Genomic DNA, 18,411 nt, shown 5'->3' with positions numbered 1-18,411 from the left:
GCGCTACTGCCGCTAGTTAATGTCCGATGTCAGCTGGGCAAGTGTCTCGGTGCGCGGGTCGTAGCGGACGAGTTGCCCGCCGAGAAGGTACACGCGCTGTTGCTGCTCGGTCACGAGGCTCCACAGGGTGGTGTTGGTTCCGGTGTCGAAGGCCACGAGGGTCGTCCGGTCATTGGCGCTGGACGTCGTGTAACCCACGGTGGGGGAGAGCCCCAAGACCTGGAAAGCTGTGCCGTTCGATGCTCGGGTATAGGTGGTGGTGCCGTCCAGGATATTGATCGCGACAAACGCCGAGTAGGTGCCTTCTCCGGTGCTCGTTGCGGCAAAGATAGTGTCTTCCGGTCCGCCGCTCTGCTCCCAGACGCGCCCTGTGCCGATCTCTGCCGGTGCCCGCCAGGCATTTTCGCCGGTGCTCGGGTTGAGGCGCATGAGCCGGGAACCGTTGTCTGTTGTCACAAATAACGACAGGTAGCCCGAGGAACTGGGAGCGTCTGTGCTCAGGCCGTCGCGGCTAAACTGTGGGGCCTCGCTCATATCCCGCTGCCAGGTGATCGTGCCGCGTGAGCTGAATCCTCGGAGGGTGCCGCTCGCCCCGTCCGTGCCCTCCGGATGTTCCTGGTAGGAGACGAAGCCGTCGGACAGTGGCGTGATCGTGCCGTTAAAAGCGGGTAACCATTGTGCAGGCGTGCCACGGGTCAGATCAAAGGCGCTTCCCTCGCCTGATTGTTCGGAGAGCACCAGTGTGGAGCCCACCACGGTGGTGGTCGGTAGAGAACGGCGGGGGAGAGCGGACTCCCAGAGGGGCGACATCGGGTCGGTGGCGTCCACATAGGACACGACGCTCTCGGCAAGACCCGCCCGGGTGCCGACAAGGACGAGGTGGCCGGTGTCCTCCGGGATGCTACTCAGAGTGGCCGACTCGTAACGGTCCACATCCGCGGGGCGGTTCGCCAGCGCGGGGTCCGTCAGCCGACCCGAGGAACTCGCGAGTGTCAGATACGAGAGCGGGTTGGTTCCCGACCCGGTGACCTGAAGGATGATGTCGCTCGCTTCCCCGGGTGACACGTTCTCAACCGTGGCACCGGCTGTCCAGGGTGCTTCATCAGCCAGCAGCACGGACCACTCGGTTGACCCGTTGCGCGTGTTCAGGAGTGTGAGGGTTGCCGACCGCTCGGCGGTGGTGGCGTCGCAGGTGGGGTCGGCATCACTGTAGCTGCCGACGATCACCGCACGATCTTGGCCAAAGGTACTCATCGTGTGCGAGAAGCAGGACAGGATTGCGGGGTCCATGCTCTCGCCCAGGCTGATCGTCCAGGGTTGGGTGGGCGAGGGGGCATCCGAGAGGGCAGAAATCGAGACCGATGAGGCAGTGTTTTGGCCTCGGATGGCGGTTCGGGCGACCCCGAAAATGATCAGTATCAGGAGTGCGGTCACGAGGCTGATGCTGAGCACGCCCACTGTCCACCCCGCGAGAATCTGACCTCGGCTGGTACGCGGTGTGACGGGGGGCGGTGGCAACGGGACAGAGGAGGTTTCGGTGGGTGCGCCGATGGGGGGCCGGGTCAGCGGCTGCTGCTCCTGTCGGTCGTGAATCCACCTGCGCAGTTCGTCGTAGCAGGAGGTGTTGGCGAGCAGAGTGGGCCACAGCTCGGGGTGATCCTCGGCGAGGCGGGCCAGCGTTTCGGCGTCGGCGGTGGGGTCGGCTGCGAGCGTGTAGTGCTGGTTCCGATCCAAAGTCATCGCGGGCGCTTTCGTGGGGGGAGCAACGTCGAGAGACGTCAGGCTCCAGCAACGAGCCGCAGTCGATGTGTGCGGGTACGTGAGGTGATGCGCTCACCCCCACACTCAGCCGTCGATCACCGATTGCTCGGGAAGCACGGTTATGCCGCGGATCTCATTCGTAGTGAATGACCAAGCGTAACCGGCAGAAGCGGATACCGGCAAGTTGGACTCAGCGGGCTTACCCTAGCTTCGCTGTCCGCATCTCCCATCCGAACAAGAATTGTCCGCGTATGAACTCCGCGGAAATGGCCTATAGGCTGGTCCGGTGACAGCAGATAATGTCGTGGCTTCTGAGCCCACTCCCGATGGCACCAATAGGGTGGTCAACGCCGCGCACGAGGGTGCGGACGGTGGCGCGCTGAATCCGGTGAATGCTCCAGCATCCGACGATATGGATGACACAATTCTCGGGGACCGCGCGCGCCCCGGGCCCGAGACAGTTCCCGAAGATAACGACGATACCCTTCTCTCTTATGGTGTACCCGCGGCCCAGCGCGCACCCGCTGACGACGGTGACACGCTTCTTGTGTACGGCGTTCCCTCTTCGGAGCGCTCCCTGGTGGATGATGGCGATACCGTTCTCACCCCCCGGCCGCGTGAGCGTCGCTCGGTTACGGCTACCTGGCAGCACCCGGCCGGTCCTGTTCCGGTGCGTGACGACCGGGACACGATTCCCACGCCGCGCAACCAGGACGCCGAAGGGATTGACGACACCATCCTCAATCTGGCCGTGAATTCTGTGGCGGCGCCCCCGTCGCCACCGCCTTTTGCACCCCCACTGTCACCCTATGCAGATCCTGTTGAGCAACCGGCAACCAGCGTGTGGCCGGGCAGTCACACTGTGATTGACGACACCGATCCTGCGCCGCTGGCGTCGGCCGGTGGCGAGACGGTGGCCGCCTCCGTGATCTACGCCACAACCGAGAGCGCGCCCAACGCGTATCCGCTCGGGGCCAGGGACCGCCCCGGTGAGGACGTCGTTGTCGAAGATTCCGTGCCTGTCCGAGAGACCGTGGTGGATGATGAAGACACCGTTCTCGGGGCTCTCGGCGCGCGCGTGTATTCGGATGATGATGAAGACACCCTCCTTGAGTCCTACGCTGGTTTCAGTGAACCGCTTTCCGATACCGAGGACAGCGTTCCGGCGATACCGGCCGCGGTGGCGGATGAGGAAGACACAGTTCTGGGTCGGCGTGAGCTGGATGAGGAAGACACGGTTCTGGGTCGGCGTGAGCTGGATGAGGAAGACACGGTTCTGGGTCGCACACCACGGGGGACGGATGAGCTGCCTGACGACGAGGACACTCTCATCGGATTCTCCGTGGCCGAGGCTGAGCACTCGGTCTCCGACTCGGCCGAACCTTCCATGGAGGACACCCTACTCAACCCGCGCTTTGCGGCGGTTGCGTCTCATGATCCCGAGCGGGTTAGTGAGCCCGAGACCCCAGACATCGCCGAGAGCGCTCCACTAAATTTAGCCCCACCTGCCGCCGAATTTGAGTCCTATGTGGCCCCCGGTGTCGATGATGCGGAAACGGTGTTGAATGTGCTGGGGCAGGTGGTCGAGGCTCCGCTGGGTCTGCCTGCGATTCCGGTCCCGTTGCCGGAGGTTGCCCCACCACTCGCGGCTCAGGTGCCCCCGCCCCAGGCCCCCGCGGTACGTGATGACCAGGACACTGTCCTTTCAGCTCACCTCGGCTACCGTGACGATGAGACCCTGCTGACTCCGCGTGAGACGGGCGACCTGGCCGACACCGTGATTACGCCGCCGCCGCCCCCGCCGCCGCCCGCGCGGCGTTCAGCCGCACAGCGAAAGCGACTGGCTCCTCTGGCTGACGGTGAGTTGCCGCCGTTACCGCCCTTGCCTCCGCTCCCTACGCCGCCGCCCGCTCGGGCCGAGCCGCGATTCGTGGCCGGAGTCTCGCTGACTGACGGACGTGTGATGGCGATTGTGGGTACACTCATTTTTGGGCGTAAGCCCCGCTCAACTCGGATTATCTCTGGTCGGTTGCCCAGCCTGGTGCAGGTTCACTCGCCAGCGGGTAGTATTTCGGCGACGCACCTGGAGCTGAGGCAGGAGGGAATGGCTGTCGTGGCCACCGACCTCGCCTCGGCAAACGGCACGATCGTTACGGTGCCCGGAATGTCTCCGAGGCGAATGCGACAGGGTGAAGCGATGGCCGTTATCCCCGGCACGATTTTAGATATTGGCGATGGAGTGGCACTCACAATCCTGCCATTCCAACGGAAGGACGACGCGTGACCTTTACCGAGGCAACCAGTCGCACACGAGACGTGGTACTGGGCGCAGAGGGACGTACCGTCACCCTCAGCTGGTCGTCCGCGACTGATCGCGGACTGAAGCGAGCGCAGAACGAAGACAGCCTGGTGGCGCTTCCGCCGATCTTTGCCGTTGCTGACGGCATGGGTGGCCACGCGGCTGGCGATGTCGCGAGCGCGGCGGTCGCGGGCGCACTTGGTGCGATCACGACGGTACCTGTCGGCTCCCAGCAGCTTCAGGATGCCCTGCACTCCGCCACAAAGGCTATCCGGATTGAGGGCTCAAAGACGGGTGCCTCTGGCGGGTCTACCTGCGTGGGGGCGGCCTTAACCACCCAGGGGGATGATCCCTATTGGCTCATTTTTAACGTGGGGGATTCCCGGGCCTACATCTTTGAGGACGAGGTGCTCTCCCAGGTGAGTGTTGACCACTCGGTCGTGCAGGAGATGGTTGACACGGGTGAGATCACGCCGCTAGAGGCGCTGTCTCACCCCCAACGCAACATGATTACCCGTGCCGTCGGCTTTGAGGACGCTCCAGTTCCCGACTACTGGCTGGTCCCCGCTCTCGCGGGCACCAAAGTCATCTGCTGTTCCGACGGATTAACCAAGGAACTGGTCGATGGAGATATTGCTCAGCATATTGCCAGGGGCGGCTCTCCCCAGCAGATCGTGAACCGTCTGATGACGGCGGCGCTGGCTTCCGGCGGTCGTGACAATATCACCATTGTGCTCGTTGAAATCACGTCGGTGGGTCCAGATGAGACCGATTGGCATGAGACCCTTCCTGGCATCAACCTGTGAGTAACATCCGCTTAATTTCAGTGCCTATATCGCTTCGGCTATAGTAGGCAGTCGTGCAGAGGGCCGCTAGGGGCGGTTAGTATGGGGTTGCACGTAGTCGTCGGGGGGGCTCCGGTGCACGGAAAGGATCCTTAAACAATGAGAGCCGTTTGCAGTTATTGCGGTCACGAACTCCTCACCAACAGTATGTTCTGTGGGGAGTGTGGCCAGTTGGTTCGCTCGACCTCGGTGCAGCCAGCTGCCGCTACCTCGTCGAGCCGTGTTCAGGCTGGTTTGGATGGGCGTCAGCCGCCGCGTCCGCCTGCTCCGCCGGTGTCTCCCTCAGCCGCTTCTTCGCGTCCACCTGCTCCGCCCGCTCCGCCTGCCGCGATCCAGCAAGCCCCGTTCTCGCCGCCCGCTCCGCAGTTGGTTCCGCCTCGTCCGCCCGCTCCGCCGGTTGTGGGTGTCACCCCGGGGTATCCGCCGCGGCCGCCAGCTCCTCTCGGTTCCCCGGCAGCCGGTATTCCGGGAAGTGGGATGCCTGTGACCGGCTTGCCCGCCTCCGCCATCCCTCCCGCCACCCAGCCGCCGCGTCCCCCTGCGCCGCCGGCTATGCCGTCAGCCGAGGTTGCTCCCGTGCGTACACAGCCGGTCTCGTCTGTGGCGGTTGCCCCGCAGCCACCCGTGGCGGTTCAGCCGCCGCGTCCCCCTGCGCCGCAGATGGCTCCGCCGCGTCCCCCTCTGCCGGAAAAGGTGACCGCCCCGCCGCGTCCCCCGGCCCCTCGTACCGGCTCTGTCTCGGTTGTCGAGCAGCCGATCGCACCGCGACTTGCTCAGGCAGAGCCGCCGACGAGGCCCCGTACCACGGAGACCCCGCTCGTGCCTGCTGAGCAGATTCGCGCCGATCCGATTCGTCCCCCGCTGGGAGAAGCGCCGGTGGTCTCCACCGCGCCGATCCCGGAGGCTCCCGCAGCGGTGGCCGGTGCGGAGGATCTTGAAGAGACGATGATCTCGATGCGTCGTCGGCCCCGCCGGGTTTCAGCCGCCTTTACCCTGCAACTCAGCACGGGGGAGGAGTTCACGATTGGGGGATCGGGTCTTCTCGGGCGTAACCCGCGGCCAGCTGAGGGCGAGATCTTCGACCACGTGCTGGTCATGATTGATCCAGCACGCTCCGTCTCCAAGACTCACATCGAGTTTGGGGTTGAGGAGGGAAAACTCTGGGTCAAGGACCGAAACTCCGGAAACGGAACGCGTGTGCGCCATACCAATCGTCCCGAAGAGGAGTGCGTTCCGGGCAAAAAGGTTTTTGTCGAGGCGCGCACCCGGGTAGAGATCGGAAATGAGTTCTTCATCGTACTCACAGCGGAGTAAAACCCGTCTCTGCCGCCACCCGCAGCACCACGTGCGGGTGGCGGCACCATACACAGATATATCCACATGCCCGCGACGTTAGGGAGTCACGAGTTTTGTCAGTATCCACACAAATAGTTCCTCCTCAGTTGTCGGGTTACCATCACATCCGCATCCTGGGCAAGGGCGGATTTGCGTACGTCTTTCTCTATGAGCAAGACTTCCCGCGGGCCGAGGTCGCGGTTAAGGTGCTGACTCCCAAAGTTGCCAACAAGAAGCTTCGCGAGATGTTTCTCTCCGAGGCCAACCTGATGTCGCAGTTGAAAGCCCACCCGTCGGTGCTCACCGTGCACAACGCCAGTATTGCCCCGGATGGTCGCCCCTATCTGGTGATGGAATACTGCCCGTCTTCTCTGGGCGCCGGATACAAAGAGAAGCCGCTCTCGGTCTCCGAGGTGCTGCGTGTGGGAATCAAGATTGGCAGTGCGCTCGAAACCGCCCATCGGGTAGGTTTTCTGCACCGGGATATCAAACCGTCCAACATCCTCCTGACGCAGTATGGGCATCCTGTGCTGTCCGACTTTGGGATCGCCGCCACAGCCGCCGCGCTGGCTTCCGAGCACGTTGAGGGGATGTCGGTGCCCTGGTCGGCACCCGAGGTGCTGCGTGGCGAGACCGCAGGTACCGTTACCAGCGAGGTGTACTCGCTTGCCGCCACCCTCTTCACCCTCCTCTTGGGTCGCTCGCCCTACGAACTTCCTGGCGACGAGAAGCAGCGGAACAAGCGTGAGGTGGTGCGTTCGCGAATCGTGGGTCGCGACCGTCTGCAATCGCTCGGTCGGCCGGATGTTCCGCCCCAGTTCGAGGCGCTTCTGGCTCAGTCAATGAGCAAAAACCCCACCGCCCGCCCACAAAGCATGCTCGAATTTGTGCGTGGTTTACAGATCGTGGAGACGCAACTCGGGTTCGCCCAGACCCCGGCCGAGATCGCGGATGATGCGCGTATTCAGGCCTCGCGTACCCTGATTGATTCGGACGGTATGGCCGACGGTCCCGCTCAACGAGTTCCTCTGGCGGGTACCCATCGCCGCTATCGACACAGCGGGAACCGTGAGCCACACGAGAGCGCCGAGGAGACGGGAGTTACCGTCATCCGTTCGGCGAGCGGTAGCGGCGACAACCGCAGCCGTCGGCGTCGTCGTCGTATTCTCTGGGGTTCCCTCGGGAGCGTCGCTGTGCTCGCTGCGGCTGCGGTCGTCAGCGTTCTGTTGTGGGGTGGCTCAACCGGAATTCCCATCGTCAGTAACATCACGGCCGAGCCCACGGATGACGCGGTCGTTTTCACCTGGAATGATCCCGGCCTGGGCGATGGCGACCGCTACCTGGTGAGCACCTCTGACGGCGAAGTGAGCACCCAGCGCGATACCGAGTACCGTGCGGCACCGTCCACCCCGGGAGCTCCCGTGTGCATTACTGTCACGGTGACCCGTGAGGGTAAACCGGGTGAAGTCAGCTCTGAGACCTGTTCGTCCGTGGGAGGCTAGCTAATGATTCGTTCGTGGCTGAAAAAAAATGTTGCTGCCGCCAGTAGCGGTCTTGTGATTGTGTTGGTTGCTGCACTCGTTATCACGGTTGCCGCGGCCTCGGGCGGCTACAGCACCGAGCGCACAGACCTGGACAACGCGAGTGTCTGGGTGGTCAACGACGCGGAGACAGCCCTCGGTCGGCTGAACACCCAGATTACGCAATTGGATACCGCGACGCGCAGCAACCAGACCGGGTTGACGGTCATCCAGAACGACTTGCAGGTTCTTCTCTACTCCCGCGAGAAAAAAGAACTCTCGATCGTCGATGAGGCGCTCTCTTCCTTTGACGAGAAGGTGCAGCTTCCCGTCGAAGCCGACGATATTTTCCTTGCAGGGAAGACGCTCGTGGTTCACGCGTCATCTACCGGTCAGGTGTGGTTTATCCCCACCAATGCCCTGGACGGTTTCACCGCCGAGACCGAACCCGATCTGACGCTCGGTAAAAACTCCACGGTTGCCGGGGACGATAACGGTGCATTTGCTGCCTACTCCGAGAGCAGCGGATTGATTCGGATGGACCTGGCCACCTCGACCGCCCCGGAGGCCGGTAGCGATGTCTCTCTCGGAGAGAAAGACGACAGCTACCAATCCGCGATTGTCGCGGGCAAAGCGATTATCCTGAACACGACGGCAGGCACCCTCAGTATCAACGGTGCAGACCCGGTAGCGCTGGACAGCGCCGAGTCGCCCGTCTTGATGTCTTCTGCGCCACAGGCAGAGGACATCTATGTGAGCGACTCCCGTGGCCTCATTCGGGTGTCCCTGACGGGCAGCAACTCCGACCGGGTCTTTTCTGATGCCTCCGGCGTTTCGGCCCGCACCACTGTCGTCGGCAACTGCGTTTTTGCCGCTTGGAATGATGGATCTTTTTGGCGCGACTGTGCAGGAAAAACCTTCACTCAGCAGTTGGCCGGCGCTACGGGTGAGCCTCGGCTCGCCTTTGCCGTTCGCTTTGGCTACGTTGTGCTCAACGACGAGGTAACGGGTCGCTCCTGGATGGTCCAGAAAGATGGACAGCTGGTCAATAACTGGGATGACATTCTGCAGGACATTGAGGACGACGACAAGCAGAAAGAAAACGATCCGATGCTCCCGGCTGAGGTGGATTCCGTGCAGAAGCCGCCGGTTGCACAGCCAGACACCTTTGGCGCTCGACCGGGACGCACGAGCACCCTCCCGGTGCTTCTCAACGACTTCGACCCCAACGGCGATGTGATCATGATCTCGGATATGACCGACTACCCCTCAGACATGGGTACGGCGGCGGTGATTTCTAACGGACAGTTCCTTCAGGTCTCCCTGCCGCCGGATGCCAGCGGCTCCTTCACCTTTGGCTACCGTATCAGCGATGGCAAGGGGAAAGACGCCGGGACAACCGTGACGGTTCAGATTCGCCAGCCGGGCGAGAATAGCCCGCCCATTCAGGCGAGACAGACCAGTCAGACGGTAACCTCCGGTGACCAGTTTGACCGCGCCGTTCTGAGTGACTGGTACGATCCCGATGGCGATCCGATCTTCCTCGCCGATGCCGTGACGACCGCTCCGGATGTGGCGACCTTCTCGGCCAAGGGCATCGTCTACTTCCAAGATTCGGATAGCGGGTCCAGCAATAAGTCTGTGGCCCTGATGGTCTCCGATGGTGCTGCCAGTACCCCCGGCACGCTCGCCGTTGAGGTGTCAACGGCGTCGGCCCCCATTATTGCCGATGGCATCGCCGCAACGGGTCACCGTGACCAGGAGGTCACCGTTCAGCCCCTCGATTATGTGCGCGGTGGAAACGGTCTGATTCGTGTGACCGGGGTGCCTGATGACAAGCTTGCTGACGCAACTGTCGCGGTAAACAGTGAAACGGGCGAGGTGCGCTTTACCGCCAGCAAAGTAGGAACCTACCTGCTGGAATATAAGGTGAGCGATGGTAGTAGCGCCGTATCGGGCAGTCTCCGCATCGACATCTTTGAGCCTCCAGCCCCCGACTCAGTGCCGATTACCACGCCATCATCTGCGTTCCTCTACCTCACTCAGACCGATACTGTGAATGTGTTGGCCTCAGATGTGGATCCGGCCGGTGGTGTACTGATGATCAGCGGCATGAGTAACCCGCTCGAGTCCGAGGGTCTCATTGTGGAGGTACTTAACCACGGGATGATGCGGGCGAGCCTTTCCGAGCCGATTCCGGGCGGGCGGGTTGACGTTATCTACACCGTGACGAATGGCTATCAGACCACCCAGGGCGTGCTCACGATCATCCAGATTGAGCCGCCTGCCAAGGAGAAGCCCCCTGTTGCCGTGGCTGATCGGGCGAAGGCTCGCGTGGGCGAGGTGATCGAGATCCCGGTTCTTGATAACGACATCCACCCTGATGGCAAGCCGATTACGCTCCGTCCGGACTTCGCTCACGACATCAACAAGGGGGGCGGGCTGCTATTCGTCTCGGGCACCAAGCTGCGGTACCTGGCACCCGATAAGCCCGGTGAGTTTTACGCGACGTATATCGTGGAGAGTCCCGGTGGCGAGATCGCGACCGCGGTGGTTCAAATTTCTGTGCGTGAGCTCGATGCTGAGACCAACTCGGCACCCGCACCGCGAACCGTGACGGCTCGTGCTGTGCAGGGGCAGACAATCCGCATTCCGATTATTCTCAACGGAATCGATAACGACGGCGACTCGGTGACGCTGAGCGGCACCGAGACAGCGCCCCAGTTGGGCGTCGCGACGGCAACCGGCAAAGACTACATCGAGTACGAGGCGGGGCCCGCCACGACGGGAACAGACGTGTTCTACTACTCGGTTACTGACAGTTTCGGAGCCCGGGGTAACGGTCAGATCCGGGTTGGCGTGATGCCTGCGGCCGAGCTCACCAGTAACCCGATCGCGACGACCGACCTGGTTACGGTCCGTCCGGGAACCGAGTTTGTGGTCAAACCACTCGATAATGACTCGGATCCTGACGGTGGCATACTCACGATTGTGGACACTGAGAAGAGTGACGAGCTTCCCGCCACGTTCACCGACGATACCGTCAGTATTTCGGTGCCCACGAAGGAGGGTAACTATCCCCTTCTGTACACGATTCAAAACGCGACCGGTGGGCAGAGCTCGGCCTGGATCCAGGTGAGCGTGCGCAAAGACGCCCCGCCGACCCGGCCCATCGTGGACGATACCGTGCTCAATCTCACCGACATTTCGAAGGACAACGAACGTGTTGCGGTCGATACCTGGGACAACGTCTTTTATGCCGAGGGTTCGATCAAGAATCTTACGATCGGATCGGTTGCCGGGTGGGACAGTAATGTCCAGGTGACGGACAAGAAGCTTCTGAGTATCCAGGTGACGGACAAGAACCAAATTATCCCCTTCCGGGTGTCGGTCACCGACGATCCCGAGGTGGCCTCCTACGGGTTTGTCTGGGTTCCTGGCCGCAAGTCTGCCATACCCGAGCGCCGCACGGATGCCAAGCCCCTCACGGTGCCCAGCGGGCAAAAGCTCACGATTAACCTGGCCGACCAGGTGATTGCGGCCGGGGGCAAGACGGTGCGCATCAGCGACGCCTCAACGGTGAAACCTAATAACTCCAACGGAGCCAACACGTACCGAAACGACACCACTCTGGAGTTTGTGTCGGAGAAGGGCTATTGGGGCCCGGCATCCATTATGTTCACCGCGACAGATGGGAAACCCGGCGAGAAGGGTAACGAGGCGACGATCACGTTGCCCATCACCGTAACTCCGATTGATAACAAGCCGCCCACCCTGCGCGGGGCCTCCTTCACCCTGGAACCGACGGGCACGCGAACTCTGGACCTCAAGGATCTCACCGATTACCCCTACCCAGACGACTACGCAGACCTGGAGTGGTCGCTGCCTGCCGGTTCTCCCAAGGGACTCTCCGCGAGCCTGTCCCAGAGCTCGCTCACGGTCAAGATGGACAACAACACGCCCCTGGGCGAGACGGTGCCGATCGCTATTGGGGTGAAGGATAAAAAGAGTGAGGTCGCGACCGCGTCGATTGCCGTGAGCGTGGTGGGCTCGACCAAGGCAAAGGTTCAGCCTCAGCCGGACACGGTTGAGTTGCGCCGTGGCGAGACAAAAACTGTTGACGTGCTGGCCAACGACCTCGGTCCTGCCGAACTCACCCCCTACACGGTTGTGAAAGTGGAGAGTCAGAATCAGGTTGCCGGTGTGACAGCCAGCCCGAGCGCGGATAACCGCACCATCACGGTGACGGCCGCCGCGGATGCCGCAATCTCCACCAACCTCCAACTCACCTATCGGGTGCAAGACGCCGCGAACCAGAAAGATCGGATCGTCACGGGAACCGTGACGGTGATTGTGGTTGACGTTCCCGATGCGCCCGGCGCACCACGATACCTCAAGCAGGACTCGTTCCAGAACGACGGGAATCTACGGTTGAGCTTTACCCCCTCCGCGTCGAGTAATGGTAAGCCGATTGAGCGCTACCTCCTGCGCAGCACCGATGGTGCCGTCAACGTTGACTGCGGTCTGGATAACTCTAGCTGCACCGTCACGGCGGCTCAGGCTGGTGTTGGGGTGAAACGCAGCTACATGGTGATTGCGGTCAACTCGGTCGGGGAGTCCGTTGCCAGCCCGCCAGGCCCCCCGCTCCGGATCGACTACGTTCCGGAGGCTCCCACCAACCTCACCGCGGTGCAGCCCGTCGCGTCGAGCGAGCTTGCGCCCGTGAACGGCGGTACCCTCAACATCTCGTGGAGCCCCTCGGTGACCCCGCACAACGGTACCCCCGCTAGTGAGTATCTCGTTGTGGTGACCCAGGAGGGCGGCGATGTGAAGTACAGCAATGTCACCTCGGGAACCTCCGTCCAGGTGCCCAACTTGGAGGCGACCACGCACACCGTGACGGTGACGGCCAAAAATAACCTGGAGACGGACACCTACGGTGCGATTGCGTGGAAGTCGGCAACCGTCAGCGGTGCCGCGGCGAAGAAGGCCCCCACAATGAACCCGGTGAGTTTCACCTCGGGTGATGGGCAGCTCACGGCATCGTATCCTGCCGCGGCTAACGGTGGGATCGTACCCACCTACGATGTGGTGTGGGGCGGAGGAGCCTCAACCTGTGCCGCGGCCAAGAGGGGTGACTCGGCCACCTCAAGCACCCAGCGGTTCAACGCCTCGACCCTCGCGAACGTGTCGATCACGGCCTGGAACGGATGGGCCTGCGCGACGGTCACTGGTCAGCAGCAGTACTGGCAGAAACCATCGATACCGCGGGCTCCATCGATCTCTCGGGCCACGGAATTCACGGGTGCCCTGAAAAACCTGCTGATCACGGCTCCGACCACGGCCGGGGTGGAAAGCTACTATTATCGCGTGGGCAACGGTACCGGCGTGCTGATCAAGCCGGGTGAGACCAAGGAGATTGCCGGTACTATTGGCAACTCCCAGAACCAGATTTCGCTGCGTGCGTGCGCGACGACTGACGGCAATGAAGCCTATTGCAGCGGCTATGGGTCAGCCAGCGCGGGTCTGCCGCTCAATCTGACCGTCACCCCGAACTCGGCAAGTCCGCTGACCTGTCAGGTCTACGCTGACGTGTCGAAGCCCGTGATTAACGTGGTGGGCCCGGCCGAGGTTCGTTGGAGCTACGTGTTGCGCGATGGTCGCGTCGTGACTCGGGCTGAGGGCCAAACCATCCCGGGCAGTGCGATCAGTATGATCGTGTGGGCACGATACGACGGTGAAGACACGCCCGATGCGTTACGCCTCAGCGTGAACTGTAACTGACGTCACCCGCTTTCTGCGGAGCATCACGCCGCAGCCCGGAGTACAACCACACACCAAGGAGAAACCAATGACCATGACCCCCGAGCAGGCCGCGTGGTTTGCCGACGTCTTTAACCGGGTCGTGCACAACGTGGAGAAAGCGCTTTTGGGTAAAAAGCGTGTTGTACAACTCGCGCTGACCGCTCTCGTGAGCGATGGCCATCTGCTCCTGGAAGATTACCCGGGAACGGGCAAGACCTCGCTCGCCCGCGCTATTGCCCAGAGCGTCCGCGGCACCAGCAGCCGCATCCAGTTCACTCCGGACCTGCTGCCTGGAGACGTGACGGGAATGAGTATCTACGACCAAAAGCGGGGGGAGTTTGAGTTTCACCGCGGCCCCATCTTTGCCAGCATTGTGCTCGCCGATGAGATTAACCGTGCCAGCCCCAAGACCCAGTCGGCTCTGCTCGAGGTGATGGAGGAGGGCCGCGTGACGATCGATGGTCATACGCACGGCGTTGGTCGCCCCTTCATGGTGATTGCTACGCAGAACCCGGTGGAGCAGGCAGGAACCTACCGCCTGCCTGAGGCGCAGCTTGACCGTTTTGTGATGAAGACCACGCTCGGCTACCCCGACCACCTGGCAACCATCAGCATCCTCGAGAAGGCGGGAACGCGCTCACACGACAGCATCCTGCCCAGCGTGATTAGCAGCGAGAACGTGGTCGAGATGGCGGCACTTGCCCAGACGGTGCACATTGAGCCCGCCGTGCTCGACTACATCGCCCGATTGGTCGAGGCAACACGCAGCGCACCCGAGGTGCGCCTGGGCGTGAGTGTGCGTGGAGCTCTGGCCCTCGTTCGCACCTCGAAGACCTGGGCCGCCGTGCACGGGCGCCACTTCGTGCTGCCGGACGATGTGAAGGCCCTGGCTGGCCCCGTGCTGACCCACCGGCTGATGCTTGATCCTGAGGCTGAGTTTGACGGGGTAACGGCCGACAGCGTCATCGCTCAGGTACTGATTGATGTTGAGCCGCCCGTTGAGCGGGAAACCGTGGCGTGAGTAAACAGCCATCACAGCGAGCCGAGGCTCGTTCGGGGGTGAAAGCCGGTACTTCACCGTTTGCACGACGCGCCCTTCGTAAGGAGCGGCTGAAGGCGGCCCAGCGCGCATCGACGCTGCGCAGTGGAGCATCCAGCTACGTCGAGACCGGATACGCCGGAACCTCCACCCACCTGAACGTCCCGGAGACGGGCTTCCGGGCTGTCGCCGCGCGCATTCTTCGCCGGATGTGGCGCAAGCTGAATCGTCGCCTTCGTCGGCTGGGCGCGTGGCTGGGATCGACCGTAACCGGGTTGGGCTGGTCGATGATTGCCACCGCTGTTTTCGGTTTGACCTGTGGCTATGCCTGGGGTTGGCTTGAGGCCATATTTGTGGGATATGCCGCCGTGGTTTTCTATGCCATCGCGCTTTTCTTCATGTTTGGCCGCAGTATCTATTCGGTTGACCTTGCGATGGTGAGTCCACGGGTGATGGTGGGGGAGCAGGCTCCGGGGTCACTCACGGTGACCAATCCGACGCGCCGCCGGCTTTTTCCCGAGACCATCGAGGTTCCCGTCGGGGTGGGGCTCGCCGAGTTTCACCTGCCGAGCCTCGCCGCGGGGAACAGTTTTCGGGGCGAGTTCATCGTACCGACCCTCAAACGATCCATCATCACGGTGGGTCCGGTGCGCTCAGTGCGTGCTGATCCCCTGCTGTTGCTGCGCCGTGAACTGGTGTGGACCACGGGGCTGCAACTGTTCATCCACCCCCTGACCACCTCGATTCCCAGCACCAACACCGGGTTGATTCGCGATCTGGAGGGAAACCCCACGCGGGATCTCACGAATAGCGACGTCTCCTTCCACGCCCTGCGGGAGTACACCGCAGGGGATGATCGCCGCCACATCCACTGGAAGAGCACGGCCCGCACGGGTCAGATGATGGTTCGTCAGTTTGAGCAAACGCGCCGCAGCCAGTTGCTCATCGCGTTGAGCACGTGCAGCAACGACTACTACAGCGAGGAAGAGTTCGAACTGGCTGTGAGCGTTACCGGTTCGGTGGGTATTCGCGCGATTCGTGACGGGCGCGACACCAATGTGGCTATTTCCGTTGAGCTCCCCGAGTACACAGCGGCGGCTACTCCGGCCGCACGACAGCTGCGGGTGAGTACGCCCTCGCGTCTCCTCGACGAACTGTCGGGTGTATCGCACACGCCACGAGCTATTAGTTTGAACATCCTGAGTCGGGTGTGCGCCGATTCGATTACCGGTATCTCGGTGGCTTTTCTCGTTTTTGGCTCGCTGCCCACATCAACCCAGATTCGTGCCGCCTCGCTCGCGTTTAGCCCCGATACCGAGGTGGTTGCGGTGGTCTGCAACCCGGGTATCGTGCCCAGTATGCGGCGTATTGACGGCCTGACCGTCCTCATGGTGGGTTATCTCGACGATCTTAAGCGGGCCCTGAGTAAGGCGGCCACACTGTGAAAAAGCCGCACGTTCTGCAGCGCCGAGACGTGGTCGCGAACACCCTCTTTTTTGTCGCCCTGATGCTGCTGGCTGCGGTGAGTCTCTGGCCCATCTACCAGCAGGTCCACATTTTTGTCCTGGCCGCCGTCACGATCACTCTGGGCGCGGGTATCGCGCTGCTGGGCGCTCTGACCAAGCTTCCCACCTGGCTCACCCCCCTGCTCGCCGCACTCGTTTACGCCGTCGTGGGCGGCGGGATGGCCGTGCCGACGTATGCGGTTGCCACGTACCTCCCCAGCCTGAGCGGGTTGCGCGAGCTGGTGCTGGGCACCGGTCTGGGCTGGAAACGCCTCCTGACGGTGGATGCGCCTGTTGGCACCTACCAGGGTCTCATGGTGCCCGCGTTTGTGGTGCTACTGCTGGGTACGGTTCTGGGGCTCAGCGCGGTCTTGCGCTCGCGGCGGTTTGCCGCGGCTGGTGTGCTCGGTCCGCTCGCGGTGTATGCATTTGGGATTGTTTTTGGTGTGTCCAATGTGCACGCGCCGGTTGACGGTATTGACCCCTCCTGGTGGCTCGCGGGCCAGAGTTTTGCTTGTATCGCCCTGGTGGTGTCCTGGATGCTGTGGCGCGCCCGCCGTCGCCACGACGTTGCGACGGCCGTCGTTACGAGCGATGAGAACTCGCTCGTGGTGGCCGCATCTGCCGTATGGCCCCGGATTCGGGCGGCGCTGGTCGCCGGGCTTGTTTTGCTCGTGGGCGGCTCGGTCGCCGGGGTCGGTGTGCACCTGGTCGCGCCCGCCACCGCACGGCAGGTTCTGCGCGACAGCATTCAGCCTCCCTTTAATCCGCGTGATTACGCCAGCCCGCTATCATCATTTCGCAGCTATCTGAGCGACGAGGTCATCAACGAGCCGCTGTTCACCGTAAAAGGGCTACCCGCCGAGGGGCGCATTCGAATTGCCACCCTCGACTATTACGACGGTGTTCTCTACCGGGTGGGTAGCCCCACCGCGGAGACGGAGGCGAGTGATTTTTCCCGGGTGCCGTTCCGCGTTGACGAGAGCGCTCGGGAGGGCGAGGAAGCGAGCGTGACGATTACGATCGCGGGGTATCGCGGCGTATGGATGCCCACGGTGGGCTGGCTCAGCGAGGTTACGTTCGCGGGCAGCCGCGCCGCAGCCCTGAACGAGTCGTTCTTCTACAACGCTTCGGGCGGCACCGCGGTTGTCACCTCGGGTCTGAAGGAGGGCGATAGTTACACTCTCAATGCCGTCGTGCCGGATATCCTGAGCGAGGTGGAGCTGGCCAAGGTGACACCGGGCGGTGCCCGTATCGAGACTCTCGATGAGATGCCCTCGGTGATCGGCTCAACCGTGAAGGATTGGTCGGCTGGGGAGGATACCCCGGGGCAGAAACTGTCCGCAGTGCTCGCTCAGTTGCGCGAGGGGTATATCAGCCACGGAGGCACCAATGAGATTTACAGTCGTCCGGGCCACGCGCTCGACCGCATCGTGCAGTTTTTGGATGAGCCCCTGCTCTTGGGAGACGCGGAGCAGTACGCCGTAGCGATGTCGCTGCTCGCGCAGGAGCTAGGGTACCCTTCGCGGGTGGTCTTCGGTTTCCTGCCAAACGCCGAGGGGGAGACCGTCCGTGGCTCCAATGTCACGGCCTGGACCGAGATTAACACCCGTGAGCACGGGTGGGTTGCGGTTGATGCGACCCCCGAGTGGCGTAAAATCCCCGAGGAGAAGCCGAAGGATCTGGAGAAAGTCTCGCAACCGCTGAGCGTGCCGCCACCCCCGCCCCCCGAGAGCGACGAGGCTATCGTGCCGTATCGACCGGAGGGTGAGATGCGTGATCCCGACCCGGATGCACCCGAGTGGGTGGGTATCCTGCTGGGCATCCTCGCCGTGGCGGGCTGGGTGGTGCTGGTTATCGGGGTGATCGTGGCACCATTTGCCATTATCCTGCTCGCTAAGCTTTTCCGTCGTCGTCGTCGCTACCAGGCGCTAGAGCCACTCGACCGGGTGACCGGGGGATGGCGTGAGGTGGTTGATCTCGCAATCGACCACGGTGCCGACAGCGTGGGAACCCAGACGCGAGTTGAGTACGCCGAGAGTCTGGATGAGCCGCGTATCTTGGCGCTCGCCTACGGTGCTGATCGGATGGTTTTCAGCCCGGAGCCGGTCGTTCCCGAGTCTGTCGATCACTACTGGACGGAGGTGACCGATCTGCGTAAAAACTGGAGCGATACGATGACCCGTCGCCAGAAGTGGAAGTCGGCGCTGTCACTGCGTTCGCTGGGCTGGGCCCGAGCCACCCGGGCGGTGGCGGTTCGAATTGAGCGGCGGGAGCCGGACGAGGATGACCTGGACTAACC

General features: G+C 62.5%; 9 protein-coding genes. 8 read left to right on the top strand and 1 reads right to left on the bottom strand.

The window, feature by feature from the left end; genetic code table 11:
• Nucleotides 1-12: 12 nt before the first annotated feature.
• Nucleotides 13-1,740 (bottom strand): variant leucine-rich repeat-containing protein, encoded by a 1,728-nt coding sequence (locus tag FB466_RS01625; protein WP_141915315.1) that lies wholly within the window; start codon nucleotides 1,738-1,740, stop codon nucleotides 13-15.
• A 307-nt stretch (nucleotides 1,741-2,047) separates the two neighbouring features.
• Between FB466_RS01625 and FB466_RS01620 the strand changes: the two genes are divergently transcribed.
• From FB466_RS01620 to FB466_RS01585, 8 genes are all read left to right on the top strand, one after another.
• Complete coding sequence (locus FB466_RS01620; RefSeq protein WP_141915314.1) at nucleotides 2,048-4,045, top strand: FHA domain-containing protein; 1,998 nt, start codon at nucleotides 2,048-2,050, stop codon at nucleotides 4,043-4,045.
• On the top strand, nucleotides 4,042-4,866 hold the full coding sequence (locus FB466_RS01615) for a PP2C family protein-serine/threonine phosphatase (RefSeq protein WP_246054493.1): 825 nt from the start codon (nucleotides 4,042-4,044) through the stop codon (nucleotides 4,864-4,866). Before FB466_RS01620 ends, FB466_RS01615 begins: the two co-directional genes overlap by 4 nt.
• A 615-nt stretch (nucleotides 4,867-5,481) precedes the next feature.
• Nucleotides 5,482-6,219, top strand: a complete 738-nt coding sequence (locus FB466_RS01610; RefSeq protein ID WP_141915312.1) for an FHA domain-containing protein — start codon at nucleotides 5,482-5,484, stop codon at nucleotides 6,217-6,219.
• Between the two features lie 128 nt (nucleotides 6,220-6,347).
• A complete protein-coding gene (locus FB466_RS01605) occupies nucleotides 6,348-7,742 on the top strand; it encodes a serine/threonine-protein kinase (RefSeq protein ID WP_246054492.1) in 1,395 nt (464 codons plus the stop codon).
• Nucleotides 7,743-7,745: 3 nt separating this feature from the next.
• The gene (locus FB466_RS01600) at nucleotides 7,746-13,544 is read left to right on the top strand and encodes an Ig-like domain-containing protein (protein WP_141915309.1); all 5,799 of its coding nucleotides are present in this window, start codon (nucleotides 7,746-7,748) and stop codon (nucleotides 13,542-13,544) included.
• Nucleotides 13,545-13,611: 67 nt separating this feature from the next.
• Nucleotides 13,612-14,586 (top strand): AAA family ATPase, encoded by a 975-nt coding sequence (locus FB466_RS01595; protein WP_141915307.1) that lies wholly within the window; start codon nucleotides 13,612-13,614, stop codon nucleotides 14,584-14,586.
• Complete coding sequence (locus FB466_RS01590) at nucleotides 14,583-16,049, top strand: DUF58 domain-containing protein (RefSeq protein ID WP_141915305.1); 1,467 nt, start codon at nucleotides 14,583-14,585, stop codon at nucleotides 16,047-16,049. Before FB466_RS01595 ends, FB466_RS01590 begins: the two co-directional genes overlap by 4 nt.
• A complete protein-coding gene (locus FB466_RS01585; RefSeq protein WP_141915303.1) occupies nucleotides 16,046-18,409 on the top strand; it encodes a transglutaminase TgpA family protein in 2,364 nt (787 codons plus the stop codon). The genes FB466_RS01590 and FB466_RS01585 overlap by 4 nt, the downstream gene beginning before the upstream one ends.
• The last annotated feature ends 2 nt before the right edge of the window (nucleotides 18,410-18,411 follow it).

Origin of the sequence: Klugiella xanthotipulae (genome assembly GCF_006716695.1) — a bacterium.
GTDB lineage: Bacteria > Actinomycetota > Actinomycetes > Actinomycetales > Microbacteriaceae > Klugiella > Klugiella xanthotipulae.
The sequence above is the reverse complement of the archived record's forward strand: the minus strand, read 5'-3'. Positions and strand labels throughout refer to the sequence as shown.